This window comes from Nonomuraea mesophila (assembly GCF_004352805.1).
GTDB classification, from domain to species: domain Bacteria; phylum Actinomycetota; class Actinomycetes; order Streptosporangiales; family Streptosporangiaceae; genus Nonomuraea; species Nonomuraea longispora.
Genome location: NZ_SMLD01000004.1, coordinates 20,856 through 45,152 on the forward strand (window position 1 = coordinate 20,856; position 24,297 = coordinate 45,152).

The 24,297-nt window shown below is 70.3% G+C and carries 22 protein-coding genes; 12 read left to right on the forward strand and 10 right to left on the reverse strand.

Annotation, left to right across the window (positions count from 1 at the left end; translation table 11 throughout):
* Positions 1 to 14: 14 nt before the first annotated feature.
* Entirely contained in the window at positions 15 to 998 is a 984-nt protein-coding gene (ilvC, locus tag E1295_RS02520) for a ketol-acid reductoisomerase (protein WP_132628096.1), read from the forward strand.
* Between the two features lie 122 nt (positions 999 to 1,120).
* Here ilvC and E1295_RS02525 read toward each other — a convergent pair whose 3' ends face one another.
* Entirely contained in the window at positions 1,121 to 1,963 is an 843-nt protein-coding gene (locus E1295_RS02525; protein ID WP_132628006.1) for an NAD(P)H-binding protein, read from the reverse strand.
* Positions 1,964 to 2,005: 42 nt separating this feature from the next.
* Positions 2,006 to 3,190, reverse strand: a complete 1,185-nt coding sequence (locus tag E1295_RS02530; RefSeq protein WP_132628007.1) for an epoxide hydrolase family protein — start codon at positions 3,188 to 3,190, stop codon at positions 2,006 to 2,008.
* A 61-nt stretch (positions 3,191 to 3,251) separates the two neighbouring features.
* Between E1295_RS02530 and E1295_RS02535 the strand changes: the two genes are divergently transcribed.
* The 3 genes from E1295_RS02535 to map all read left to right on the forward strand — a co-directional run bounded on the left by E1295_RS02535 (position 3,252) and on the right by map (position 6,272).
* On the forward strand, positions 3,252 to 4,226 hold the full coding sequence (locus E1295_RS02535) for a helix-turn-helix transcriptional regulator (protein ID WP_132628008.1): 975 nt from the start codon (positions 3,252 to 3,254) through the stop codon (positions 4,224 to 4,226).
* 236 nt (positions 4,227 to 4,462) lie between these two features.
* Positions 4,463 to 5,431, forward strand: coding sequence for an NAD(P)-dependent alcohol dehydrogenase (locus tag E1295_RS02540; RefSeq protein ID WP_132628009.1), 969 nt, complete (start codon positions 4,463 to 4,465; stop codon positions 5,429 to 5,431).
* 73 nt (positions 5,432 to 5,504) lie between these two features.
* On the forward strand, positions 5,505 to 6,272 hold the full coding sequence (gene map, locus E1295_RS02545) for a type I methionyl aminopeptidase (RefSeq protein ID WP_132628010.1): 768 nt from the start codon (positions 5,505 to 5,507) through the stop codon (positions 6,270 to 6,272).
* Here the strand turns inward: map and E1295_RS02550 are convergent.
* Positions 6,259 to 7,461 (reverse strand): acyltransferase family protein, encoded by a 1,203-nt coding sequence (locus E1295_RS02550; protein ID WP_132628011.1) that lies wholly within the window; start codon positions 7,459 to 7,461, stop codon positions 6,259 to 6,261. The genes map and E1295_RS02550 overlap by 14 nt on opposite strands.
* A gap of 262 nt (positions 7,462 to 7,723) precedes the next feature.
* Between E1295_RS02550 and E1295_RS02555 the strand changes: the two genes are divergently transcribed.
* Positions 7,724 to 8,002, forward strand: coding sequence for a hypothetical protein (locus E1295_RS02555; RefSeq protein WP_132628012.1), 279 nt, complete (start codon positions 7,724 to 7,726; stop codon positions 8,000 to 8,002).
* Positions 8,003 to 8,018: 16 nt separating this feature from the next.
* On the opposite strand, the gene E1295_RS02560 is transcribed toward E1295_RS02555, so the two are convergent.
* A complete protein-coding gene (locus E1295_RS02560) occupies positions 8,019 to 8,999 on the reverse strand; it encodes an adenosine deaminase (RefSeq protein ID WP_132628013.1) in 981 nt (326 codons plus the stop codon).
* A 166-nt stretch (positions 9,000 to 9,165) separates the two neighbouring features.
* On the opposite strand from E1295_RS02560, the gene E1295_RS02565 reads away from it, so the two are divergent.
* The gene (locus tag E1295_RS02565) at positions 9,166 to 10,362 is read left to right on the forward strand and encodes a PucR family transcriptional regulator (RefSeq protein ID WP_166427044.1); all 1,197 of its coding nucleotides are present in this window, start codon (positions 9,166 to 9,168) and stop codon (positions 10,360 to 10,362) included.
* On the opposite strand, the gene E1295_RS02570 is transcribed toward E1295_RS02565, so the two are convergent.
* Complete coding sequence (locus E1295_RS02570; RefSeq protein WP_132628015.1) at positions 10,327 to 11,508, reverse strand: metal-dependent hydrolase family protein; 1,182 nt, start codon at positions 11,506 to 11,508, stop codon at positions 10,327 to 10,329. The genes E1295_RS02565 and E1295_RS02570 overlap by 36 nt on opposite strands.
* A gap of 219 nt (positions 11,509 to 11,727) precedes the next feature.
* Here E1295_RS02570 and E1295_RS02575 point away from each other — a divergent pair, with 219 nt between their 5' ends.
* Genes E1295_RS02575 through E1295_RS02590 form a run of 4 tightly spaced genes read left to right on the forward strand, consistent with a single transcriptional unit; the run spans position 11,728 to position 15,081 of the window.
* Positions 11,728 to 12,780, forward strand: coding sequence for an ABC transporter substrate-binding protein (locus E1295_RS02575; RefSeq protein ID WP_132628016.1), 1,053 nt, complete (start codon positions 11,728 to 11,730; stop codon positions 12,778 to 12,780).
* Positions 12,777 to 13,553, forward strand: coding sequence for an ABC transporter ATP-binding protein (locus E1295_RS02580; protein WP_132628017.1), 777 nt, complete (start codon positions 12,777 to 12,779; stop codon positions 13,551 to 13,553). Before E1295_RS02575 ends, E1295_RS02580 begins: the two co-directional genes overlap by 4 nt.
* Positions 13,550 to 14,299 carry an ABC transporter permease gene (locus E1295_RS02585; protein ID WP_132628018.1) on the forward strand — a complete coding sequence of 250 codons (750 nt, stop codon included), beginning with the start codon at positions 13,550 to 13,552 and terminating at the stop codon, positions 14,297 to 14,299. Before E1295_RS02580 ends, E1295_RS02585 begins: the two co-directional genes overlap by 4 nt.
* Positions 14,296 to 15,081, forward strand: a complete 786-nt coding sequence (locus E1295_RS02590) for an ABC transporter permease (protein WP_132628019.1) — start codon at positions 14,296 to 14,298, stop codon at positions 15,079 to 15,081. The genes E1295_RS02585 and E1295_RS02590 overlap by 4 nt, the downstream gene beginning before the upstream one ends.
* A 123-nt stretch (positions 15,082 to 15,204) precedes the next feature.
* Here the strand turns inward: E1295_RS02590 and E1295_RS02595 are convergent, their stop codons facing one another.
* The 5 genes from E1295_RS02595 to E1295_RS02615 all read right to left on the reverse strand — a co-directional run bounded on the left by E1295_RS02595 (position 15,205) and on the right by E1295_RS02615 (position 20,755).
* Complete coding sequence (locus tag E1295_RS02595; protein WP_132628020.1) at positions 15,205 to 15,999, reverse strand: CAP domain-containing protein; 795 nt, start codon at positions 15,997 to 15,999, stop codon at positions 15,205 to 15,207.
* 130 nt (positions 16,000 to 16,129) lie between these two features.
* Positions 16,130 to 17,674, reverse strand: coding sequence for a D-alanyl-D-alanine carboxypeptidase/D-alanyl-D-alanine endopeptidase (gene dacB / locus E1295_RS02600; protein WP_132628021.1), 1,545 nt, complete (start codon positions 17,672 to 17,674; stop codon positions 16,130 to 16,132).
* A gap of 95 nt (positions 17,675 to 17,769) precedes the next feature.
* Positions 17,770 to 18,318, reverse strand: a complete 549-nt coding sequence (locus E1295_RS02605) for an FHA domain-containing protein (protein WP_132628022.1) — start codon at positions 18,316 to 18,318, stop codon at positions 17,770 to 17,772.
* Between the two features lie 130 nt (positions 18,319 to 18,448).
* A complete protein-coding gene (locus E1295_RS02610) occupies positions 18,449 to 19,810 on the reverse strand; it encodes an MFS transporter (protein ID WP_132628023.1) in 1,362 nt (453 codons plus the stop codon).
* 90 nt (positions 19,811 to 19,900) lie between these two features.
* Positions 19,901 to 20,755: a hypothetical protein gene (locus E1295_RS02615; RefSeq protein ID WP_132628024.1), complete on the reverse strand. Its 855-nt coding sequence runs from the start codon at positions 20,753 to 20,755 to the stop codon at positions 19,901 to 19,903.
* 242 nt (positions 20,756 to 20,997) lie between these two features.
* Here E1295_RS02615 and serA point away from each other — a divergent pair, with 242 nt between their 5' ends.
* Together serA and E1295_RS02625 are read left to right on the forward strand one after the other, a co-directional pair.
* Entirely contained in the window at positions 20,998 to 22,587 is a 1,590-nt protein-coding gene (serA, locus tag E1295_RS02620; RefSeq protein WP_132628025.1) for a phosphoglycerate dehydrogenase, read from the forward strand.
* 551 nt (positions 22,588 to 23,138) lie between these two features.
* Positions 23,139 to 24,176 (forward strand): 3-isopropylmalate dehydrogenase, encoded by a 1,038-nt coding sequence (locus E1295_RS02625; RefSeq protein ID WP_132628026.1) that lies wholly within the window; start codon positions 23,139 to 23,141, stop codon positions 24,174 to 24,176.
* Positions 24,177 to 24,297: the final 121 nt, after the last annotated feature.

A 24,297-nucleotide genomic window follows, 5' to 3' on the forward strand; every position in this document is an offset into this window, starting at 1 on the left:
AGCACGTGACCGAGATCTACTACGACGACCAGGCCGACCTGTCGATCATCCAGGGGCGCCACGTGGCCGTGCTGGGGTACGGCAGCCAGGGCCACGCCCACGCGCTCTCCCTGCGTGACTCCGGCGTCGACGTGCGCGTCGGCCTGCCCGAGGGCTCCAAGAGCCGCGAGAAGGCGGAGAACGACGGTCTGCGCGTCGTCACGCCGTCCGAGGCGGTCGAAGAGGCCAACCTCACGATGATCCTGGCCCCCGACCACATCCAGCGCCAGCTGTACGCCGACCACGTGGCTCCCAACCTCGTCGAGGGCGACGCGCTGTTCTTCGGGCACGGCCTGAACATCCGCTACGGCCTCATCGAGGCCCCCGAGGGCGTCGACGTCTGCATGGTCGCGCCCAAGGGCCCCGGCCACCTCGTGCGCCGCCAGTTCGAGGCCGGCCGCGGCGTGCCGGTCCTCGTGGCCGTGGAGAAGGACGCCTCCGGCAAGGCGCTCGACCTCGCGCTGTCGTATGCCAAGGGCATCGGCGGCACGCGCGCCGGCGCGCTGCGCACGACGTTCAAGGAGGAGACCGAGACCGACCTGTTCGGCGAGCAGGTCGTCCTGTGCGGTGGCGTGTCCGAGCTGATCAAGGCGGGCTTCGAGACGCTCATCGAGGCCGGCTACCAGCCCGAGGTCGCCTACTTCGAGTGCCTGCACGAGATGAAGCTGATCGTCGACCTCATGTACGAGGGCGGCCTGTCGAAGATGTACTGGTCGGTGTCCGACACCGCCGAATACGGTGGCTACACCCGCGGCCCGCGCGTCATCGGTGAGGAGTCCCGCCAGGCGATGCGCCAGATCCTCGCCGAGGTCCAGGACGGCACCTTCACCCGCCAGCTCGTCGAGGAGTTCGACGGCGGCCAGAAGGAGTTCCACCGCAAGCGCGACGAGCTGGCCGAGAACCCGATCGAGAAGACCGGCGCCAAGCTCCGCCCGATGATGAGCTGGCTGAAGGCCTGACGTTCGCCGGAGCCGGCGGGCGGGTGAGACGTCCGCCCGCCGGCCGGGTCAGCTCCGCGAAACCTCCATGCGCTTCGGCCATCCGCGTCCCATGGCCCTCGCCCCCCGTTGACGGGAGAAGGTCAGGTGGTGAAGTCGGTCCGGTGGTCCGCGGCCCACTGGGCGTAGGTGCGCGCGGGGTGCCCGGTGACCTGTTCGATGACGTCGTTGACCGGCGCGGGCTTGCCGACCGCCTGCGCCATGAGACCGAACAGCGCCGCCAGGAACTCGTGGTCCATGAACCGGCTCATCTGCTGCAGCACGGGTTCCGGGTCGACGTCCTCGACGGTGAGCGGACGCTCCAGCGTCTCGCTGAGGATGCGGACCTGTTGCGCCTGGGTGAGCGACTCGGGACCGGTCAGGTCGTATGCCTGTCCCGCGTGCCCGCCGTCGACCAGGATCCGCGCGGCCACCTCGGCCACGTCCCTCTCGTGCACGGCGCTGAAGGCGGCTTCCATGTACGGCGCGCGGATGACGTCACCGCCCTGGAGTTGCATCGCGAACGTCAACGAATTGATGGCGGGGAACAGCAGCCGCAGGAACGTCCACTCGATCCCGGACGCCTCGACGGCGCGCTCGACGTCGCGGTGATACTGGGCGATCACGTCGGGCTGCCGCTCCGCGCCCGGGACGACCGCACCTGAGGACAGCAGCACCAGCCGTCGTACCCCGGCCTGGGCCGCGGCCTCCAGCAGAGGAGCGAAGTCCAGCCCGTACTGCGGAACCAGGAAGACGGTCTCGACGCCGGCCAGCGCGCTGGGCAGGGTCTCGGGCTTGGTCAGATCGCCCCGGACGACCTCGGCCTGCGCGGGGAGTCCGGCCCGCTCCGGAGTGCGGGTGAGAGCCCGCACCGGCGCGTTCGCGGCGACCAGTTCCTCCACCGTCTGACGTCCGAAGTGGGCGGTGGCACCGATGACGAGATACATAAGGGGTTTCTTTCGTAGGAGGGCGGTGGGTTGGCTGAGGTGTCAGCGCACCTTGCGGAAGAACTGCCGGAGGTCGCCGACGAGGAGGTCGGGCGCGTCGTGCGCGGCGAAGTGGCTGCCCCGGTCGTAGGCGTTCCAGGAAATGATGTTCTTGTGGTCGCGGTCGGCGAACGTCCGGATCGACTGGTAGTCCCAGGCGAAATTGGCCAGTCCGAGAGGCACGGTGGTCGGCTCGGGCACGGTCGTTCCCCTGCCGTTGGACTTCTGCCGAGCGGGGGTCGTCGCCGCGTCCTCGTAGTAGAACCGGGCGGCGGAGGCGGCGGTGTTGGTCAGCCAGTACATCATCACGTTGGTGAGCACGAAGTCCGGGTCGAGCGAAGCACCGAGGAGCTGGGCGTGCCAGCCCAGGAGGCCGGCCGGGGAGTCGGCCAGGGCGTGCGCCAGACTCTGCGGCTCGGTGGAGTGGAGCTTGTCGTAGGCGCCCCGGTTCTGGGTGAACCACTCGGCGAACGCGAGCTTGCCGCGCTCCTCCTCGTTGAGCTCGTCCAGCTCGGCGGGGTCGCCCGAGGGGAATGAGAAGACCTGCGTCACGTGCACGCCGCAGACGTGCTCAGGGTCGGCGCGGCCCACCTCCGGCGAAATCAGCGATCCGCCGTCGTTGCCGGCCGCGCCGTAGCGGTCGTACCCGAGCCGGCGCATCAGCTCGGCCCAGGCCCGGGCCACCCGGTACCGGTCCCAGCCGCGTTCCAGGGTCGGCCCGGAGAAGGCGAAGCCCGGCACCGACGGAATGACGAGGTGGAACGCGTCCGCCGGGTCGCCGCCATGGGTCTTCGGGTCGGTGAGCGGGCCGATCACGGCCAGCCATTCGACCGCCGAGGTCGGCCAGCCGTGGGTCAGGATCAGCGGTGTCGCGTCCGGCTCCGGCGACCGCACGTGCAGGAAGTGAATGTTCTGGCCGTCGATCTCTGTGGTGAACTGCGGGTACGCGTTCAGCTTGGCCTCCCAGACACGCCAGTCGTACCCCGTGCGCCACCGCTCGACCAACTGCTTGACGTAGCCCACCGGGACGCCGTACTCCCAGCCGGGCGGCACCGGGCCGGCCGGTGCCGGCTCGCCGGCGGGCAGTTCCTCGGCCCACCGGGTCCGGGCCAGCCGCTGCTGGAGATCGTCGAGGTCGGCCTGGGGGATCTCGATCCGGAACGGGGTGATCGTGCTGTCGTTCGTCATGGCCCTAACCTAGGATCCCAATAGGCAAGCTCCGTTCCTAATAAAAGTCCAGGCTCGAAAAATGTTGGAAACCTCGGCGCGGCTGCTGCGCCTGCTCTCGCTCCTGCAGACACCCCGTGACTGGACCGGCGCCGAACTGGCCGAGCGGCTGTCGGTCAGCACCCGGACCGTCCGCAACGACGTGGAACGCCTGCGAAACCTCGGCTACCCGGTGCACGGCACGCGAGGCGCCGTCGGCGGCTACCGGCTCGGCGCCGGGGCCGCGCTGCCGCCCCTGTTGCTCGATGACGAGGAGGCGGTCGCGGTGGCGATCGGGCTCCGCACGGCCGCCGGAGGCACGATCACCGGAGTCGAGGAGACCTCGCTGCGCGCGCTGGCGAAACTGGAGCAGGTGCTGCCGGCCCGTCTCCGCTACCGCGTCAACACCCTCCAGCGGTACGCCGTCTCGGTACCCCGGGACGACCAGGGCCCACGGGTGGACGCGGACACGCTGAGCGTCCTCGCCGCCGCCTGCCGCGGCCACGAGCGCCTGCGATTCGACTACCGAAGCCACGACGACTCGGCGAGTCGGCGCGAGGTGGAACCGTACCGGCTGGTCAACTGGGGACGGCGGTGGTATCTCGTCGCGTTCGACGTCGCGAGGGCCGATTGGCGTACGTTCCGGGTCGATCGGCTCAGACCGCGCACCCCGACGGGTCCCCGGTTCGCTCCACGCGAACTGCCCGAGGAAGCCGTCGACCAGGTACGCCGGGGCGTGTCGTCAGCCGCCTGGCGACACCGGGCCCGGGTCGTCGTGCACGTGCCGGCCGAACGGCTCGCCGAGCGGATCAACGCCGCCATTGGGGTGATCACGCCGGTCGACGACACCCGTTGCCTGCTGGACACCGGCGCGGACAGCATCGAGGCACTCGCCGTTCACCTCGGCCTGCTCGGCGTCGACTTCACCGTGACGGAGCCGGCGGAACTCGTCGAACTCGTGCGTGAACTCGCCGGCCGCTACCACCGGGCCACGGCCTCGGGTGATCCGGACGAGTGACGTGCCTGGGTGAGGCGGCGGACGAACGGGATGTTCGTCCGGCACCAGCGCGGCGCCGGGCCCTGCTTCACCTTGGGGCCGGCCCGGTCGGCGACCTGCTCGCCACCCTGCCCGGTGGAATTCTGCGCTGAGTCAGCGGCCGGCTGAACAAGACGGGCGCGTGCCTTGTCCGCGAGCCAAGCGGATGTTACCGTCTTTTCATATGTAAGAAAATCCTTACACATGACAGGAGACCCATGAAGGCCATCCGCTACCGTGCCTACGGCCCGCCCGACGTGCTTGAGCTGCAGGAGGTCGGCAAGCCGGAGGTGGGCGACGATGAGGTGCTCATCCGGGTGCACGCGGCCTCGGTCAACCCTGGCGACTGGCATCTCATGCGCGGCTCGCCGTACATCTTCCGCGCCATGGCCGGGATGACCCGGCCCAAGGCGCACGTGCTCGGCTTCGACCTGGCCGGGCAGGTCGAGGCGGTGGGCAAGGACGTCACCAGGTTCCAGCCCGGCGACGAGGTCTACGGCGTGTGCAAGGGGGCGTTCGCCGAATACGTCACGGTGCCCGAGGGCGGGCCGGTGGCGCGCAAGCCCGCCGGGCTGACGTACGAGGAGGCGGCGGCGGTGCCCACGGCCGGGCTGACCGCCCTGCAGGGCGTCCGCGACAAGGCTCAGGTCGGCGGGCGCAGGGTGCTCGTGAACGGCGCCTCCGGCGGGGTGGGGACGTTCGCCGTGCAGCTGGCCAAGGTCTTCGGCGCCGAGGTGACGGCCGTGTGCAGCGGGCGGAACGCCGAGCTGGTCCGGTCGATCGGCGCGGACCGCGTCATCGACTACACCAAAGAGGATTTCACCCGAAGCGCGCAGAAATATGACCTCATACTCGACAACATTGCCAATCGTTCGTTAGCCGCCTGCAGGCGTGTGCTTGCCCCGCGCGGCACCTTCGTGCACAACAGCGGTGTCGGCGGCGGCCCCTGGTTCGGAGTCCTGGGGCGGATCATCAGGCTGCTCGTGACGTCTCTGTTCGTACGCCAGAAGCTCGTCTCGCTCATGACGAAGGAGAACGCCGGCGACCTGGTCCTGCTGGGCCGGATGCTCGAATCCCGGGACATCGCCCCCGTCATCGACCGGACCTATCCGCTGAGTGACGTCCCCGAGGCCGTCGGCTATCTCGAACAAGGGCACGCCAGGGGAAAGGTCGTCATCACGATCTGACGCGGGCAACGCGGCGCCACCCCTCAGCCCGGTGTGATAATAATACCGGTATAGTTATCGATGAGGAGGCGCCGTGATCGAGCTCAAGTCAGCCGGTGAGATAGCCGCGATGCGGGAGGCGGGCAAGGTGGTGGCCGCCGTGCACGCGGCGGTGCGCGAGCGGGCCGGCATCGGGGTGACGCTGAAACAGCTCGACGAGGTGGCGAGGACCGTCATCGAGGAGGCCGGCGCGGGAGCGTCGTTCCTCGGTTATCACCCCTCCTTCGGCGCGACGCCCTATCCCGGAGTGATCTGCACCTCCGTCAACGGCGTGATGCTGCACGGCCTGCCGACCCCGTACCGGCTGCGTGACGGCGACCTGATCAGCATCGACTGCGGGGCGTACGTCGACGGCTGGCACGCCGACGGCACCGTCAGCTTCACCGTGGGCCACCCCCGCGACGAGGACCTCAAGCTGATCAGGGTGGCCGAGGAGACGCTGGCCGTGGGCATCGAGGCGGCCGTGCCCGGCGGCAGGATGGGCGACATCGGGCACGCCATGTCCACGGTCGGCCGCGGAGCGGGCTACGGCATGCAGAACGACTTCGGCGGCCACGGCATCGGGCGGGCCATGCACGAGTCGCCGTTCGTGCCCAACGAGGCGCGCGGTGGTCGCGGCCTGCGGCTGCGTACCGGCCTGGTCATCGCGATCGAGCCGAGCCTGATGGCCGGCGGCGGCGACGGCTACACCATGGCCGACGACGGGTGGTCGGTGTGCTCGGGCGACGGCAGCCGGAGCGTGCACGTCGAGCACACCGTCGCCATCACCGACGACGGCCCGGTCGTCCTCACCGTCCCGTAGGCTCCCGCATCCCGAACAGGAACCTCGTCACCCGCGTCCTGCGTACCAGCAGGTCGTAGGCCGCCACCGTCAGCACCAGCGACAGGGCCACGATCACCACGTACTCGACCAGGATCGGCGCCCGCCAGCCGGTCACGTGGAAGGCCACGGCCACGACGATCGGCTGGTGCAGGATGTAGAGCGGCAGCACGGCGGGCGCCAGGTAGGCCGAGAGCCGGTTGCCCCGTCCGTCCGGGGGCGAGGTGGGATCGGCCGGGGCGGGGCGCGGGCGGTCGAGGGCGCCGAGGATCGCGACCACCCAGCACCATCCGGCCAGGCCGTACAACGCGCGCATCGTGATCGCGAGCGGGGTCGGGTCCGTGAACGCGTCCGCGCCCGGGGCTTCGCCCGCGACGATGAACCCCGGCACCCCCACCAGCATCAGCACGGCGCCCGCGACGGCCGCGATCCACCGGTTGCGCCGCATCGCCGCGCGGAAGCCGGGATCGGTCACGAGCAGGAAGCCGTACAGGAAGAACACCAGGTACGCCCAGCGGTCCCAGCCCCCGAACCCCTCATCGAGGCCGGCGAACGCGCAGATCGCCGCGATCGGCAGGCCGAGCAGCAGGATCGCGCCGCGCGGCCGCGCGAGCGCGACGAGCCGTCCGCGCGGCGCCCACCGCGCCAGCGGCGCGAGCACGAGCGAGAACGTCAGCAGCAGCACCACGAACCACAGATGCCCGGTCTCGAAGTACGCCCCCTCGACGACGAACGGGAAGTCGCCCGGATCCGGCCGCACGGCGAAGAACTTCGGCAGGAACTCCAGATAGGACTCGTGGTAGCCGGGATCGGCCCGCAGCCGCAACCACTGCGGTACCGGCAACATCGTGACCAGGGCGAACAGCAGCGGCACGCCCAGCCGGGTCAAGCGCTCCACGGCGAACCCGCCGGGCCCCCGGCGGCGCAGGGAGTGCCAGGCCCCCAGCCCGGCGATCAGGAAGAGCAGCGGCATCGCCCAGATCACGCAGAGCGCCGCGATGACAAACGTGATGTCGGTCGTCTCCGCGTTCTTGACGTAGAAGTCGTCGCGCGAGTCGAACACCAGCGACGCGTGGAAGAACACCAGCCCGACCACCACGAGGGCGCGCATGGCGTCGAGTTCGGTACGCCGGCCGGTCGAGGCCGTGGCGGACCCGGTGCTTGTGGTCATGACCGCCTCCCGTGACACGCAACCAGTCTGGGGCTCCGTGAGGCCGCGCGCCATGGTCCTGAAACGGTCAAGAGATCATCGGCGGTTTCTCGCTGGAACACATCTGATCGTCAAGGTGGATGATCTCCGGCCTGACTTCGCCAGGCGCCGGTGTCGTGCCGGTCAAGAGCGCAGATGGCGGAGTTTGTCGCCGAGAGCGGCAGGGCAGATCTCACCCCGGTAGCTACAGAGAGTAGTCAATCGGTATCAGAGGGGATAAGACATGTACAGATCAGGGCTCATCCTGGCCGGGCTCGTCGGAGGGCTGCTCCTGTCCGGCGGCTCCGCGCTCGCGGCGACGACCCAGGTTCAGATGCCCATGAACGACGACGGCGACAACAACTCGCGCGTCTTCTTCTTCTGCGGTGACGACAACACGATCGCCCGCGAGTCCTCCGCCGACCAGACCGGTCTGCTCGTCCTCAACACCGGCGACATCCTGAGCGGGATCCTCGGCCGGGGCAGCGGCGACGACATCAAATGCTCGGCTTCGACCAGCTGACGTCGGTCCTGAACGGCTAAAAGCCAAGGGGCCTGCCCGCGGGGTGGGCCCCTTCACCGTGCCGCGGCTCGTACGCGAACGCCGCGGCGAACGAGTCGGCGGCGATCCGGTCGAGCTGCTCGCCCGTCAACCCCAGCTCCCGCCGCAACGCTTCGTAGTTGTCCTCGACGTAGCCGCCGAAGTAGGCCGGATCGTCGGAGTTGACCGTCACGACCAGCCCCTCGTCCAGCATCGCGGGCAGGATGTGGTCCCGCAGGGACGGCACCACCCCTAGCCGCACGTTCGACAGCGGGCACACCGTCAGCGGGATGCGTTCCTCCCGCAACCTGGCCACGAGCTGCGGGTCCTCCATCGCCCTGATGCCGTGGTCGACCCGTTCCACGCCCAGCACGTCGAGCGCCTCCCACACGTAGTCGGGCCCGCCCTCCTCACCCGCGTGCGCCACCCGGTGCAGACCCTCGGCGGCGGCGATGTCGAAGACCCGCCGGAACAACGACGGCGGATATCCCACCTCCGCGGAGTCCAGGCCCACCCCGATGAACTGCTCGCGGAACGGCAGCGCCGCCCGCAGCGTGCGCTCGGCCTCCTCCGCGCCCCGGTCGCGCAGGAAACACAGGATGAGCGCGGCCGGCACCTCGCCGTCGCGCAGGGCCGCCGACAACCCGCCGAACACCGCCTCCAGCGCCACGCCGCGGGTCGTGTGCGCCTGCGGATCGAAGAAGATCTCCGCGTGCCGCACCCCCTGTGCGGCGGCCCGCCGCAGGTAGGCGGCGGCCAGGTCGTAGAAGTCCTCCTCGGTACGCAGGACCGCCAGGTTGTCGTAGTAGACGTCGAGGAACGAGCGCAGGTCGGCGAAGTCGTTGCGGGCGCGGACAGCCTCCACGTCGGACACGTCGAAAGCCGGCAGCTCGATCCGGTTACGCCTGGCCAGCTCGACGACGAGCTCGGGCTCAAGGGTGCCTTCGATGTGCAGGTGGAGTTCCGCCTTGGGACGCATGGCACCGAGTAAACCGGACCACCCGGCCCGGCAGATATCGTGCGAACCTCTGAACTGTCACGGGCATTTCCGTGCGGAAACCCCTGCCTGGACGAGCCGCCGCGCTCCCGTCCGTGGTACAGACCCAGGCCGGCCGTCCGTGCGGCCTGGCATACCATCGGATTTCATGAGGCTGGCGGATCTGCTCGCACGCGACGACCTGCGGTTGAGGCTGGTGGCAGGCGAGGACGCACTCGACCGCGAGATCCGCCGCGCCTACCCGACCGACCTGCCCGATCCCCGCCGCTACCTGCGGTCCGGCGACCTCGTGCTGACCAGCGGGGTGTGGTATTCCGAACCGTCCGACTGCGAGCGCTTCGCCGACGCGCTGTGGGCGAGCGACGCCGCCGGCCTGGTCGTGGGCCTCATCGTGCTCGGCGAGCTGCCGCGGGAGCTGGTCAAGGCGTGTGAGCTGCGCCGGCTGCCGCTGCTGCTGGCGGCTCCCGACCAGTCGTTCGGCGCGATCACCGAGGTGGTGACGGTCGAGGGGTTCGCCGCCGAACAGCGCAGGGCCGAGCGGGTCAGGGCACAGACGCTGCTCGACGTCCTCGGCCAGATCCCGCCCGGCGAGGTCTCGGCGCACCTGCGGCTGCTCGGCGCCGACCCCGGTCTGCCGACGGCGGCCATGGTGGTCACGCGGACCGGCGGCCCCGAGCACGACCTGCCGGAGCTGCTGCACGAGGGGCTGGCGAGGAAAGGACGGCATCTGGTCGTCGGAGGCACGCCGCGTGAGGCGATCGTGCTGGTCAACGGCCGGGCCTCACGCAAGAGCCTGGCCGACGAGCTGCGCGACCTGGTCGCGGCGCGGACGGGGACGAGCCAGGGGACGGTCCTGGGCCCGGGTGCGCGCACGGCAACGAGCCCCGGGATCAGCATCGCGGCCGGGATCAGCGAGATGGTGGCCAGCGTGTCACAGCTCGGTGAGGCGCTGGAGACGGCCAGGCGTGGCATGGAGTCCGCCAGGGGCGGCCCCGGCCCGGTGTCGATCATGTCGGTGGCCGACATCGACAGTTTCGAGCTGCTGCTGGCCTCCCTGCCGGCCGGCGTGCGCCGCTCGTTCCGCGACCGCCTGCTCGCGCCCGTCGAGGACTACGACGCGCGGCACGGCTCCGAGCTGCTGCGCACGCTCGACCTGTTCCTGGAGACCTGCGGGTCGTGGCAGCGCACGGCCGACGAGCTGTACGTGCACGTCAACACGCTGCGTTACCGGATGCAGCGGATCGAGGAGCTGACCGGGCGGCGCATGTCGTCGATGCGCGACCGTACGGACCTCTATCTCGCGCTGCGGTCAGGGCAGCGCGCCCGCGACGACGGCGCCTCGTGACACGACGGCCACGATGTTGCCGGAGGCCAGGTCGTCGATGCGCTCCCACGGCCGGCCGCGCAGCACGATGAGGTCGGCGCCCAGCCCGGGTGCGATCCGGCCCACGGGCATGCCGATCGAGTCGGCCGCGTCGGAGGTGGCCGCGCGCAGCGCCGACGCCGCGTCCATGCCGAGGATGCGCGCCATGTGACGGACCTCGGCGAGCTGGTCGCCGAACTGCACGTGGTGGCCGTTCGCGTCGGTGCCCAGCACGAACCGTACGCCGAGCGCGGCCGCCTGGGCGAGCAGCACGTCGCGGGCGGCGACCAACTCGGCGGCCTTGGCCATGGCCTCCGGGGTGACCGGGACCCGGCCTTCGGCGATGGCCTCGTTGATGAGCAAAGTCGGCGCCACGGGGGTGCGGCGGGCGGCCAGGACCTCGGCCAGGTCGGTGCTCATGAGGGTGCCGTGCTCGATCGAGTCGACGCCCTCCTCGACGGCCACCCGGATGCCCTCCTCGGAGTGGGCGTGGGAGGCGACCGGCATGCCCAGCGCGTGGGCCTCGTCCACGACGGCTCTGATCTCGTCGCGGGTGTAGTTGCGCCAGGCGTTCCTGTCGCCGATCGACAACACGCCGCCGCTGGTGGTGAGCTTGATGCCGTCCATGCCGGCCCTGGCCCAGGTGCGTACGAGCTTGCGGCATTCGTCGGGCCCGTCGGCCGTGGGCTTGCGCAGCGGTGAGGCGGGCGGCACGAACAGGTCGTTGTGTCCCGCGGTCATGCCCACGACGCCGTGCACCTGGACGCGCGGCCCCTGCAGCACGCCGGCGTCGAAGGCCCGGCGCAGCGCGACCTGGGCCTCGTCGCCGGCCAGGTCGCGCAGGGTCGTGACGCCGTGCCGCATGGCCCGCTGGGCGTGGGCCACGCCGTGCAGCACCTGCTCGTCGCGCGTGGTGACCAGCGGCCAGGTGGCGAAGTCGGGCGGGTCGCCGGGGCCGGCGTGGCCGATCAGGTGCACGTGCGTGTCCACCAGGCCGGGGATGACGCACAGGTCGTCGTGGCGGGGCGCGGCGGGGCTCACGTCGATGACGCGGTCGGGCTCCCAGCTCAGGTCGACAGGGCCGCGAAGTTCGGTACCGTCCCAAAGGGGGATTCCGTCAAGTCTCATTTCACGCCCGACGCTACCGGAGCTCCTGGCCCGCTGGAGGGATCTACGGTCCTCATCCCGTGCTCTCGTAGGGACCTACAGGGGCCGCCAGCGGTTTTCCCGCCCATGCCGGGCGACGGCCGTCCATCAACCGAGAAGTCCGAAAATACCGTCACTTGATGGTAATAATCGGTAGATAACGTCTCTGACCTGCACCTTCACGGCCGCTCAAGGAGAATCATGGCTACCTTCGACCGTCGCGCGTTCCTGCGGACGACAGGTCTGGCCGGTCTGGCGCTCGGTCTGGCCGCCTGCGGCGAGGGCGGCTCGTCCGCCGGCTCCTCCTCCGGCGACGGGCTGGGCCCGGTCAAGCTCCAGCTCTCCTGGAAGAAGAACGTCGAGTTCGCCGGCGAATACTTCGCCGACAGCGAGGGCTACTACAAGGCGGCCGGGTTCTCCCAGGTCGAGCTGCTGTCGGGCGGCGGATCCGGCACCTCGGTCGAGTCGGGACTGGCCACCGGGCGCTGCTGGGCGGGTCTGTCCGCGCCCACCATCACCGCTCCCGCCGTGCTGCAGGGCGCCCCGCTGAAGATCGTCGGCGCGACCTTCCAGAAGAACCCGTTCGCCATCATCTCCCTGAGCAAGAACCCGATCGAGAGCGCCAAGGACCTGCCCGGCAAGAAGATCGGCGTCCAGGACTCCAACGAGCTGGTCTGGAACGCGCTGCTCAAGGCCAACGGCATCGACGAGGGCAGCGTGACGCGGGTGCCGTTCCAGTCCGACCCCTCGATGCTGACCTCCGGGCAGCTGGACGGCTACGTCGGCTTCGTCACCAGCGGCCCCGTACGCCTGAGGATGGAGGGCCACGACGCCACCCACCTGCTGCTCGCCGACGCCGGCCTGCCGCTGGTCGCCGAGACGTTCACGGTCACCCAGGAGACCATCGACAACGAGCGCGACAAGCTCAAGGCGTTCCTGACGGCCGAGATCAAAGGGTGGAGGGACGCCGTCGCCGACCCGGCCAGGTCGGCCGAGCTGGCCGCCACCGTCTACGGCAAGGACCAGAACCTCGACGTCAAGGAGCAGACCGAGGAGGCCAAGATGCAGAACGAGCTCGTCGTCACCCCCGACGTCAAGGCCAACGGGCTGTTCACGATGACGCCGGAGCTGATCGAGCAGAACATCACATCACTGGCCAAGGCCGGCCTGACCATCAAGGCCGAGCAACTGTTCGACCTGACCGTGCTCGACGAGGTCTACCAGGCCGACCCGAGCCTGAAGAAGCTCTCATGAGCGAGCCCGTCGAGGGACCCGGCACCGGCATCAGCGTCACCGGGCTGAGCAAGACGTTCGGCAAGGGCGTGACCGCCGTCGACGGCGTGGACCTGCGTACGCCGAAAGGCTCGTTCCTGTCGCTGCTCGGCCCGTCCGGGTGCGGCAAGTCGACGGTGCTGCGCATGCTCGCCGGCCTGGAGGAGCCCACCGGCGGCGAGATCCGGGTGAACGGCGAGACCCCCGCGGAGCTGCGCAGGAGCCACCACCTCGGCATCGCCTTCCAGGACGCGGCCCTGCTGGCCTGGCGCAGTGTCGCCGCGAACATCCGGCTGCCGCTTGAGGTCGCCGGGATCAGGCCCGAGCCCGGTGTCATCGACGACCTGATCAAACTGGTCGGCCTCGAAGGGTTCGAGAAGGCCAGGCCCGCCGAGTTGTCGGGCGGCATGCGCCAGCGCGTCTCCATCGCCCGCGCGCTCGTCGTCAAACCCAGCGTGCTGCTGCTCGACGAGCCGTTCGGCGCCCTGGACGACATGACCAGGCAGCGGCTCAACCTGGAACTGCTGCGCATCTGGACGGAGAAGCCCGCCACCACGCTGATGGTCACCCACGGCATCGGCGAGGCGATCTTCCTGTCGGACGTGGTCGCCGTCATGAGCCCGCGTCCCGGCCGCATCGTCGAGCTGGTGGAGATCGGCCTGCCGCGCCCGCGCACGCCCGGCATGATGCGTACGCCGGAGTTCCACGCCCTCCATGACCACCTCAGCGACCTGCTGTTCGGGCACGCCTCATGAGAAGGGCGCAGGGGCTGGCCGGCGTCCTCGCCCTCGTCGTGTTGTGGTGGCTGCTGGCCGTGACGGTGTTCGCCGGTGGCGGCGCGGTGCCCACGCCGTGGGCGGTGCTGGCCTCGATGGGCGACGACGGCTGGGCCTTCTACGGGCCCAACGTCACCACCACCGTGTCCGCCGCCGCGCAGGGCTTCCTGTGGGGCAACGGGCTGGCCATCGGCGTGGCGCTGCTGGTGCTGCTCGTACCCCGGCTCGAAGCCGTCGCCACCCAGCTCGCCGTGATCAGCTACTGCGTGCCGCTGCTCGCGATCGGCCCCATCGTGCTGGTGGTCTTCGGCGGCGAGGCCACCGTGGTGTTCCTCGCCGCCATCTCCGTCTTCTTCACCACGCTCATCGGCGCCCTGCTCGGGCTGCGCTCCGCCGACAGGGCCGGCCTCGACCTCGTCACCGTCTACGGCGGCGGCCGCCTGGCCAGGCTGCGGTACGTGCAGATCATCTCGGCCCTGCCCAGCACGTTCGCCGGGCTGAAGATCTCCGCGCCCTCCGCGCTGCTCGGCGCGATCATCGGCGAATACCTAGGCAGCAACGACCAGGGGCTCGGCGTCTCCCTGATGATCTCCCAGCAGCAGTTCCAGGTGCCGCGGACCTGGGGGCTGGCGCTCGTCGCCGGGCTGGTCGCGGGCCTCGGGTACGCCGCCGTCGCGCTCGTCGCCCGCGTGGTCACCCCCTGGTCGAGAGGCGAGGCGCAGTGATCGGCCGTACCATCCTGCGGGTCGTCGGGCCCCTCGCGCCCTGTGTGGTCATCGTCGTGGCCGCGTGGTGGCTGGCGCTGGAGGCGTTCGGCATCAGCCCGCTCGTGGGCAAGCGCCCGCCCCAGGTGTGGGAATACCTGACGTCGTCGCAGGAACACCGCGAGGCCGTCTTCGGCGCGCTCGGCATCACCGTCAGGGACGCCGCCATCGGCTTCACCTCGGGGATGGTCGCGGCGATGGCCGTCGCGGTGACGTTCGTGTTGTTCAGGACCGTCGAGCAGACGTTCATGCCGGTCGCGATGTTGCTGCGCTCGGTGCCGCTCGTGGTGATGACGCCGCTGATCACGCTGGTCTTCGGCAGGGACCTGCCGGGCGTCGCCGTCATCGGCGGCATCGTGGTGTTCTTCCCGGCGCTGGTGAACATCGTCTTCGGGCTGAGGTCCGCCTCGCCACAGGCCACCGACCTGGTCCTGGCCTACGGCGGCACCCGCATGACCGTCCTGCGCAAGGTGGCCGTGCCGACCGCGATGCCCTCGGTCTTCGCCTCGGCCAGGATCTCGGTGCCGGCCTCGATCATCGGCGCGCTCATCGCCGAGTGGCTGGCCACCGGCGAGGGGATCGGCGCGGAGATCCTGCGGGCGATCGGCGGGTTCCGCTACGACGAGGTGTGGGCGGACATCGTGGTGGTCACGACCGTGTCCATCCTCGCGTACGCGGTCGTCGGCGTCGTCGAGTCGCTGGTGCTGGCCCGTTTCTCCGACCGGCCCGGCACCGGAGGGTGACGCGGGCCCGGCCGCTGTCCTTCGTGCGGGGGAGACGCGGCCGGGCCCGCCCGGAAGGGAGCGTGTGGGCGTGCGGTGGGGAACCGGCGGGTGAGGCCGGTGAAGCCCGACGCTCCCGTGGCCTCAGCGGGTGGCGAAGATCTGGGTCCAGGCCTGTCCCTTGGTGCTGTATGCGACGCCGATGTGGGTGAACGAGCAGTTGAGGATGTTCTTGCGGTGGCCTGGGCTCTTCAGCCAGTCCTTGAGCACGGTGGCGGCGGCGGGGTAGCCCATCGCGACGTTCTCGGCGATCAGGCTGTAGGGGAAGTTGACGGCCTTGATGCGCTCGGCGAACGTCCGCCCGCCTGAGGTGTGCTCGAGCCGCCCCTTGGCTCCCATGTCCGCCGAGTGGCGTTCGGCCGCCAGGTGCAGCCTGGGGTCGTGGGTGAGGGGCTTGCAGTCGCTGCCGGCCCGCGCCTTGTTGGTCAGCTTGACCAGGGCCTCCTCGCCGGCCGATGCGAACTTGCCGCAGGTCAGCCGGGCCGTGCGTGACTTAGCCGTGTGGCCCTTGGCGTCGAGCGCGACCACGTAGTAGGTGCGCGGGGTATTGGTGCAGCGCACTCTCGCGGTGATCGAGCCGGTCCTGACGGTCTTGGAGCCGCTCTTGAGCACCTGGTCGGGGCCGGAGACGGCGACCGCGACGCGCACGCGGAGCAGGGCCTTGCCGGAACAGCCTGACCTGGTGGCCGTGCCGCGGACGAAGCCGTTGGAGACCGTCGGCTTGGCCGCGGTCACCCGGCAGGCCTGCGCGCCGGTGGCCGCCTGCGCGGCCGGTGCGGGGAAGGTCAGCGCCACCAGGCTCCCTAGGCAGGCCCATGCCTTGAGCTGTCCGCGCATTCTCTCCTCCGGGTCGGCCGTGCACACAAGGTCGAACCGCATTCTGGCGCTCCAAGGTCTGCTTTGTCCCGAAAAGACCGCTCCAAGTGGCTGAATCGTGATCCAATGCCCGTATCCGGGTAAACCGCAGCGGCCCCCTGTGCGTCAGGGAGCCGCCTCCGTCATACGGCGATCAGCACTGCGCGGGCTTCAACCACGAGCACTCCAGGTCGCCCGCCGGTCCCGGGTCCGTCGCGCGCAGCTCGACCGGCTCGACGCTCGCCTTCGTACGCGAGAACTGGGCGAGCCGTACGGCGATCTTGTCCTCGATGTCCTTCGGCGAGCCCGACAGGTACTGGTTCAGCATGATCGAGAAGATCAGCGGCTCGCCGTCGGCGCTGGTGACATAGCCGGACAACGCGGTCACCCCGGTCAGCGAGCCCGTCTTGGCGTGCACGTTGCCCGCGGCGGGGGTGCCCGCCATCCGGCTGCGCAGGGTGCCGCCGACGAAACGCTCGGACTCGCCCGCGATGGGCAGCGACTTGTACCAGGTGTCGAACCACGGCTTGCCGCGTACGGCCGACAGGAACTGCACGATCGAGCCAGGGGAGAAGCCGTCGCGGCGCGACAACCCCGAGCCGTCCCGCATGTTGATCACCTGCGCCCCGTTGGCCTTGGCGAAGTCGGTGGTGACCTTCAGCCCGGCCGCCCACGTGCCCTGGTCCGCCGCCTTGCGGCCCATGGCCTTGGTGAGGATCTCGGCGTGGATGTTGTTGCTCAGCTTCATGAACGGCACCAGCAGCTCGCCCAGCGTCATCGACTCGTGCGCGGCCAGCTCTCTGGCGCCCTCGGGGGCCGCGCCGGTCACCGTACGGCCGAGCACCTTGACCCCGTGCCTGGTCAGCGACTCCCGGAACAACGACGAGGCGTAGGCGGTCGGGTCGTCGACGGCCACCCACTCCTGGTACGGGTCCGCGACCGTGCCGGTGATCTCGACGGTGCGGGTGCCGTGCTGCCGCTCGATGAGCACGTCGGTCTCCGAGCCGGCCGTCGCCCTGTTGACGATCTTCAGGTAGCCGGTGTCCGGCGTCGTGGTCACCTTGACCTTGCCGTTCTCCGCCGCCACCGCGACGATCACCGAGCCGGCGTCGTAGTCCTTGTCGGGGGAGGCGGTCAGGGCCGAGATCGGGGCTGCATAGTAGGCGGTCTCGTCGTCCCAGGCCCAGTCGTTGCCGAGCCGCCGCGCGTCGAACCAGGTGTCGTCGGCCACGAGCTTGCCGGTGACGACCTTGACGCCGGCGCGGGCGACCTTGGCGGCCAGCGCGTCGTAGTCCTCGGCCAGCATGGTCGGGTCGCCGGTGCCGCGCAGCACGAGGTCGCCGGTCAGCACCTTGCCCGCCTTGCGCCCGGTGCTCAGCACGCTCGTGGCGAAGCGGTAGTCGAGCCCGAGCGTCTCGGCCGCGGCGGCCGAGGTGAACAGCTTGGTGTTGGACGCCGGGATCAGCAGCTTGCCGGCGTCGGTGGCGTACAGTTCCTCGCCGCTCTCGGCGCTCTTGACGACGACGCCCGCCCTGGCGATCGTGAGCCGTGAGTCGCTGAGGATCTGGTTGAGGTCCTGGGTCAGGTCGGCCACGCCCACCGAGGGGTCGAGCGCGACGGCCGGGGTGGAGGGGCTGGACGCCCACGCGAGGGCCGCGACGAGCGTGCCCGCGACGAGGGATGCTGAGGTGCGCCGCATGCGGTCTCCAAATGACTGGGGGATCGCCTGCAGCATGGAGCAGGACCGCCGACCTGTAATCCGCAAATCTCCGTATTTATCGGAGATTGGAGAAGTCAGGCGGACGGCTGGCCGGACGTGAGCAGGAAACCGCAGTCGCCGAAGGCGATCTCGTCGCCCGACCTGACCCGGGCCGGGCCCACCAGCCGCCACCCGTTGAGCCGGGTGCCGTTGAGCGAGCCGAGGTCGACCAGCATCCACCCGTCGCTCTCGCGCCGCAGCTCGGCGTGCACCCGGGAGACCGTCAGGTCCGACAGCACGAGGTCGCAGGCCGAGCCCCTGCCCACCACGTAACGCAGCCGTTCGTCGTCGGGCAGCGCCAGCCGGGGCAGCCGGGGCCGCCGCCACGCCGACTGCACCCTGGAGGTGAACTCCGACACCGCCGCCACCGCGTCGGTCAGCCGCTGGCGCAGCGTCGCCCGCCGGGGCAGGTCGGCCACCACTTCGTCGAGTTCGTCGCGGTTGCGCGCCCTGAGCACCTGGTCGACCCGGCCCACGAACGTGTCGTGGGAAATGCGGCCCTCTACGGCGCGATCTCTGAGCTCGTCGATCGCACGGTCGCGTTCCCCATCCGAGGCACGGAAGGGTGGAAGCGTGGAGCTCATGTAGCGAGTATCTTCCTGAACCTCGCCTCGTGTCCAGAATACGCGGATCGATGACGATGACCGTCCTGCGCGCGCATGCCTGCCGTCCACATCGACCGGGCGCACCGGCGTCGCCCAGCGGCCGGGTCGTTCACGCGGGCGCGTCCGGCTCCGGCGCGCCGGGTGGCGTGAGGCGGTATCTCAGCGTCACCACCACCGACGCCAGGATGATCAGCGCGGGGACCGTGGTCTGCCCCACGAGCACCGCCGTCACCGCGCTGTCCGGCTGCTCGACCGGCCTGCTCGGCTCGGACTCGATGAAGCCGCCGAGCGACAGGATGACGCCGAAGATGAGCGCGCCGAACGAGCTGACCCCGCTCTCGATGGCCGTCCACAACCCGGTCAGCACGCCCGCCCTGCGCTTGCCGGTCCTCGCCGCGTCCACCGCGATCACGTCCGCCAGCATCGAGAACAGCAGCAGTTGCACGCCCGCGATGCCCACGCCGACGAGGAGGATCATCACGTGCGCGTACAGGGAGCCGAAGACGGGGGTTGCCATGGCCGCCGCGGTGCCGCCCCCGAACATCAGCGCGGCCAGCACCATCGCGCCGCGCTTGTCGTAGCGCCTGGACAGCCGCACCCACAGCGGCATCGTCAGCAGCATCGGGCCCACCAGCGCCGCGAACAACGTCTGCGTGGCGTCCGGCGTGCCGATGGTGTAGGTGGCGAAGTACGGCGCCGCGGCCAGCATCATGCTGACGGCCAGCATCTGGGTGCAGGCCAGCGCCGTGATCCACAGGAACGGCGCGTTGCCCTTGACCGCGGCGAACTGCTCGCGCCATCCGCCCCCGTCGGGCTCGGGGGCGCCGGTCATCGGGGCGCGGGCGGTGCCGAAGAACGAGCCCAGCATCGAGACCAGCAGGATGGCCGCGATCGTGAGGCCCATCAGCCGGTAGCTGCCGAGCGTGCCGTTCTCGCCCTGGCCGGTGACGATGGCGGGGGCCAGTACGCCGCTGATGGCGGTGCCCGCCCCGATGAAGATCATCCGCCACTGGAGCAGCGAGGTGCGCTCGTGGTAGTCGTGCGTCATCTCGCCCGGCATCGCCTTGTACGGCACCTCGAACAGCGCGTACGCCGTCGCCGTGGCCAGGAAGCACACCCCGACGTACAGCGCGGCGGGGACACCGGTCAGCGGCGGCCCGGCGAAGACGAGGAAGAACGCGACGGGCAGCGTGCAGGCGCCGGTGAGCATCCAGGGCCTGCGCGGGCCGAGCCGGGACCTGGTCCGGTCGGACCAGCGGCCGACCAGCGGGTTGAGCACGAGGTCCCAGACCTTGGGCGCGGTCACGACCACCCCGGCCAGCCACGCGGGTACGGCCAGGAAGTTCGTCATGTAGTAGAGCAGGAGCAGCCCGGGAACGGCGCCCACCGTGGCGGTGCAGAACGAGCCCACCCCGTAGCCGACGCGCACGCTCCGGGGGACCGTGGAGGCGCTCGCCTCCTGTGCGATCATGCCCTCATTGAAGCCGAACCGAGCGTTGTTCGGTAGGCCCGGTCCGAACCTGGCGCGACGGGCCCGCGCGGGCCCGTCGCCCGGGGGAGGTCAGTCGCGGACGTCGGCGCACACCACGTGGGCGCCGATCTCGATCATCCGGCGTTCGCTGCGCGTGTCGGCCACCCTGGCCATGAGGATCGGCGCGCCGGACGCCGCGAACTGCGGCAGCCGGGCCCGCACCAGGCGGTGCAGGTCGCGTACGACGTCCTCCGCGGCGGACATGTGCACCTTCACGTGCAGCATGATGCCGGGGGCGCCGGACGCGGTGCGCGCCTCGGAGATCCAGACGTGGTGCACGAGCGGGAAGTCCATCAGCAGTTGCGCGATCGCCTGCCGCAGGGCGGGCAGGATCGGATGCGCGCACCGCCGGTAACCGGGGTCCACCTGCTGCATGGGCCCCGACAGGTGCGGTCTGGGCGCGGGCACCCACGGGAACGAGGGCGCCTGGGGGGAGGGGGGCGCGACCTGGGCCAGCGCGGCACCGCGCGAGACGGTGGCCATGGCGCCCGTCGCGTAGGCGGCGGGCGCCGCCCCCGACAGCACGGGCGTCGGTCCGCTCCGCGTCGAGGTGAGGAAACGCTGGAGATCGTCGATGGGCACGGCCGCGGCGGCTGGTCCGGCCGCGTCGATGACGATCTCCCGCACGCCGGTGACGCGCTGGATGTCCAGGATCGTGTCGGCGTCACACGCCGACAGGGAATGACTGCCGCGGTGCCTGGCATAGGTGGCGGGGCCGGTGTAACCGAGCAGGACCCGGTCACCGGCCTGGGTCGTCCCCAGGACGACCGAGCGATCTGTTCGTACCGCCACCAGGACTCCACCGTCGGCGAGAGCGCCCAGCAGGCGATGGGGGGTGCCATGCTGGGCGAGCACGTCGGCAAGCGCAGGATTCCCGATGCTCATATGACGAACCATAGGTAGTCGGCCACGGCTTATCAGGCTAATGGCGAATAAATCTCCCGATCAAGACAAAGACGGCCGCGATATGGATGAGTTTGGCGCTCGGTGGGTACGGCCGCCCCTGTCCCACATCCTGGGGCTCTCGTGAACGCGTTCACAAGCGACCGTTAGACTCTGTGGGACCGTCGGGGGCCGGACGTGTGACGAGTCCCCCGAAGCCCGCCCGTCCCGGAGGATCCACACCCGTGAACAAGCCCGTCGTTCTGGTCGCAGAGGAGCTGTCCGAGGCCGGCCTCGCCGTACTCGGCGCTGATTTCGAGGTCCGCCACACCGACGGCGCCGACCGTTCCCAGTTGCTGCCCGCACTCGCCGGCGTGGACGCGCTGATCGTCCGCTCCGCCACCCAGGTCGACGCCGAGGCCATCGCCGCGGCCCCCAAGCTGCGCGTGGTCGCCCGCGCCGGCGTCGGCCTCGACAACGTCGACGTCGAGGCGGCCACCAAGGCCGGTGTCATGGTCGTCAACGCGCCGACCTCCAACATCACCAGCGCCGCCGAGCAGACCATCGCGCTCATCCTCGCCAGCGCCCGCAACACGGCCCAGGCGCACGCCGCGCTGAAGAACGGCGAGTGGAAGCGGTCGAAGTACACCGGTGTCGAACTCGACGAGAAGGTCGTCGGCATCCTCGGCCTCGGCAAGATCGGCCAGCTCGTGGCCCAGCGCCTGCAGCCGTTCGGCGTCGAGCTGATCGCCTACGACCCCTACCTGCCGCCGGCCAGGGCCGCGCAGATGGGCGTCAAGCTGCTGCCCCTCGACGACGTGCTCGAGCAGGCCGACTTCATCACCGTGCACCTGCCGAAGTCGAAGGAGACGGTCGGGCTCATCGGCGACGAGGAGCTGCACAAGGTCAAGCCCAACGTGCGCATCGTCAACGTCGCCCGGGGCGGCATCGTCGACGAGGCCGCCCTCTACTCGGCCATCAAGGAGGGGCGGGTCGCGGGAGCGGGCCTCGACGTGTACGCCAAGGAGCCGTGCACCGACAGCCCGCTGTTCGAGCTCGACCAGGTCGTCGCCACGCCGCACCTCGGCGCCTCCACGCACGAGGCCCAGGAGAAGGCCGGCACCCAGGTCGCGCGGAGCGTGAAGCTGGCGCTGGCGGGCGAGTTCGTGCCCGACGCCGTCAACGTCCAGGGCGGCGTCGTGGCCGAGGACGTCAAGCCCGGCCTGCCGCTGGCCGAGAAGCTGGGCCGGGTGTTCACTGCGCTGGCCGGCGAGGTCGCCACCAAGCTCGACGTCGAGGTGCGCGGCGAGATCGCCGCCCAGGACGTGCGCGTGATCGAGCTGGCCGCGCTGAAGGGCGTGTTCTCCGACGTCATCGAGGAGCAGGTCACCTACGTCAACGCGCCGCTGCTGGCCAAGGACCGCGGCATGACCGTCGAGCTGGTGACCAGCTCCGAGAGCCCCGACTGGCGCAACGTGGTGACCGTGCGGGGCGTGCTGGCCGACGGCCGTCACGTCTCGGTGTCGGGCACGCTCTCCGGCCCTCGCCAGATCACGAAGATCGTCGAGGTCAACGGCTACGAGATGGAGATCGAGCCGACGGCCCACCTGTCGTTCTTCACCTACACCGACCGTCCCGGCATCGTGGGCGTGGTCGGCCGGCTCCTCGGCGAGCACGGCATCAACATCGCCTCGATGCAGGTCGCCAGGTCCGTCAAGGGCGGCAAGGCGCTCATCGCGCTGACCGTCGACACCGCGATCCCGGCCGACGTGGTCGACCAGATCATCGCCGAAATCGGCGCCGAGAGCGGCCGCTCGGTCGACCTGGAGGACTGACACTCCCCGCTCGTACGAGGCCGCCGTCCCCCCGCTGGGGCGGCGGCCTTTCGCGTCTCAGCATGCAAGATACTAGGACGTCCAACGAGACGGCTGAGGTACTGTGGCGGAGATGCGCCAGGTGCTCGTACTTATTACCTGCCGCGGCGGGGCCTGTTAGGGCAGGTCGACGACTCGCCGCGGTGAGTGGCGCTGCGTCGGCCGTTAAGACCCTTTCCTCCGGTCCGTCACCCCGGACCACGAGAGCAGACCCGCCCGGATTCGTGACCGGAGTCCGGCTTTCCATCGCAACGTATCCGCGAAGTGAGTTGAGTCACATGTACGAGATGTATGCCTGGAATGGCGCCGAGGAGCACGACAACGAGGCCGCCGAGGCCCTGCAGACCGCGCTGGACCGCAGGGACAACGGCGGCGCCCCGCAGGGTTCCACCCGCTAGCGCCGGATGTGGCCAGGGGCACGACGTCCCCCCGGCGTGCCCCAGGCCGTCGAAACGTCCGCAAGCTGAGATGATGTGTTCGTCAGTCGAGACGAGCCGGTAAGGTGACCACCCATGGACTCGCGTAACATCCGCTTGGCCGTCATCCCGGGTGACGGCATCGGCACCGAGGTCGTGGCCGAGGGGCTCAAGGTCCTGGAGGCCGTGGGCACGAAGCTCGAGCCCACCCACTACGACCTGGGTGCGGCCCGCTACCACCGCACCGGTGAGACCCTGCCCGACGCGGTGCTGGAGGAGTTGCGCGGCTACGACGCGATCCTGCTCGGCGCGGTCGGCGACCCCAGCGTCCCGCCCGGCGTCCTCGAGCGCGACCTGCTGCTGCGCCTGCGCTTCACCTTCGACCACTACGTCAACCTCCGCCCGGTCAAGCTGTTCCCGGGGGTTCCGACGCCGCTGGCCGGCTCGTCGGCCGACGACATCGACATGATCGTCGTCCGGGAGGGCACCGAGGGCCTCTACGCCGGCACCGGCGGCGTCATGCGCCGCGGCACGCCCCACGAGATCGCCACGCAGGAGTCGCTCAACACCGCACACGGCGTCGAGCGCGTGGTGCGCTACGCGTTCGAGAAGGCGCGGTCACGGCCGCGCAAGAAGCTCACCCTGGTCCACAAGACCAACGTGCTCACCTACGCCGGCGACCTGTGGCAGCGCACGGTCGACCGCGTGGCCGGAGAGTTCCCCGAGGTCACCACCGACTACACCCACATCGACGCGGCCTCTATGTTCTTCGTCAGCCAGCCCGAGCGGTTCGACGTGGTCGTCACCGACAACCTGTTCGGCGACATCATCACCGACCTCGGCGCGGCCATCGCCGGCGGCATCGGCCTGGCGGCCAGCGGCAACATCAATCCCGAGCGCACCGCGCCCAGCATGTTCGAGCCGGTGCACGGCAGCGCCCCCGACATCGCCGGGCAGGGCAAGGCCGACCCGACGGCGACCATCCTGTCCGTCGCCATGCTCCTCGACCACCTTGGCCTGCACGCCGAGTCGGCCAGGGTCGAGCAGGCGGTCGCCGCCGACATCGCCGAGCGGCGCAGCGGCCGAAGCACCCACGAGATCGGCGACGACATCACCGCGCGAGTATCCGGCTAGGACCGCCTAGCCCCGCGAGCGCCTGGCGATCCGACACGGAACGCCAGGCGCTTTTTCGTGCGCCAACGGCCCGACCACCCCATCGGCCGCTTGCCATCCCATATGGCGAGACAATAGGAAG

Bases quoted from the DNA above. Each gene is read 5' to 3' on its own strand.
- E1295_RS02610 (WP_132628023.1), bottom strand. From the start codon at position 19,810: ATGATCGCACAGGAGGCGAGCGCCTCCACGGTCCCCCGGAGCGTGCGC.
- E1295_RS02535 (WP_132628008.1), top strand. From the start codon at position 3,252: ATGTTGGAAACCTCGGCGCGGCTGCTGCGCCTGCTCTCGCTCCTGCAG.
- E1295_RS02565 (WP_166427044.1), top strand. From the start codon at position 9,166: ATGAGGCTGGCGGATCTGCTCGCACGCGACGACCTGCGGTTGAGGCTG.
- E1295_RS02575 (WP_132628016.1), top strand. From the start codon at position 11,728: ATGGCTACCTTCGACCGTCGCGCGTTCCTGCGGACGACAGGTCTGGCC.
- E1295_RS02580 (WP_132628017.1), top strand. From the start codon at position 12,777: ATGAGCGAGCCCGTCGAGGGACCCGGCACCGGCATCAGCGTCACCGGG.
- E1295_RS02570 (WP_132628015.1), bottom strand. From the start codon at position 11,508: ATGAGACTTGACGGAATCCCCCTTTGGGACGGTACCGAACTTCGCGGC.
- E1295_RS02615 (WP_132628024.1), bottom strand. From the start codon at position 20,755: ATGAGCATCGGGAATCCTGCGCTTGCCGACGTGCTCGCCCAGCATGGC.
- E1295_RS02550 (WP_132628011.1), bottom strand. From the start codon at position 7,461: ATGACCACAAGCACCGGGTCCGCCACGGCCTCGACCGGCCGGCGTACC.
- E1295_RS02525 (WP_132628006.1), bottom strand. From the start codon at position 1,963: ATGTATCTCGTCATCGGTGCCACCGCCCACTTCGGACGTCAGACGGTG.
- E1295_RS02530 (WP_132628007.1), bottom strand. From the start codon at position 3,190: ATGACGAACGACAGCACGATCACCCCGTTCCGGATCGAGATCCCCCAG.
- E1295_RS02585 (WP_132628018.1), top strand. From the start codon at position 13,550: ATGAGAAGGGCGCAGGGGCTGGCCGGCGTCCTCGCCCTCGTCGTGTTG.
- E1295_RS02605 (WP_132628022.1), bottom strand. From the start codon at position 18,318: ATGAGCTCCACGCTTCCACCCTTCCGTGCCTCGGATGGGGAACGCGAC.
- dacB (WP_132628021.1), bottom strand. From the start codon at position 17,674: ATGCGGCGCACCTCAGCATCCCTCGTCGCGGGCACGCTCGTCGCGGCC.
- E1295_RS02540 (WP_132628009.1), top strand. From the start codon at position 4,463: ATGAAGGCCATCCGCTACCGTGCCTACGGCCCGCCCGACGTGCTTGAG.
- E1295_RS02625 (WP_132628026.1), top strand. From the start codon at position 23,139: ATGGACTCGCGTAACATCCGCTTGGCCGTCATCCCGGGTGACGGCATC.
- E1295_RS02560 (WP_132628013.1), bottom strand. From the start codon at position 8,999: ATGCGTCCCAAGGCGGAACTCCACCTGCACATCGAAGGCACCCTTGAG.
- E1295_RS02555 (WP_132628012.1), top strand. From the start codon at position 7,724: ATGTACAGATCAGGGCTCATCCTGGCCGGGCTCGTCGGAGGGCTGCTC.
- E1295_RS02595 (WP_132628020.1), bottom strand. From the start codon at position 15,999: ATGCGGTTCGACCTTGTGTGCACGGCCGACCCGGAGGAGAGAATGCGC.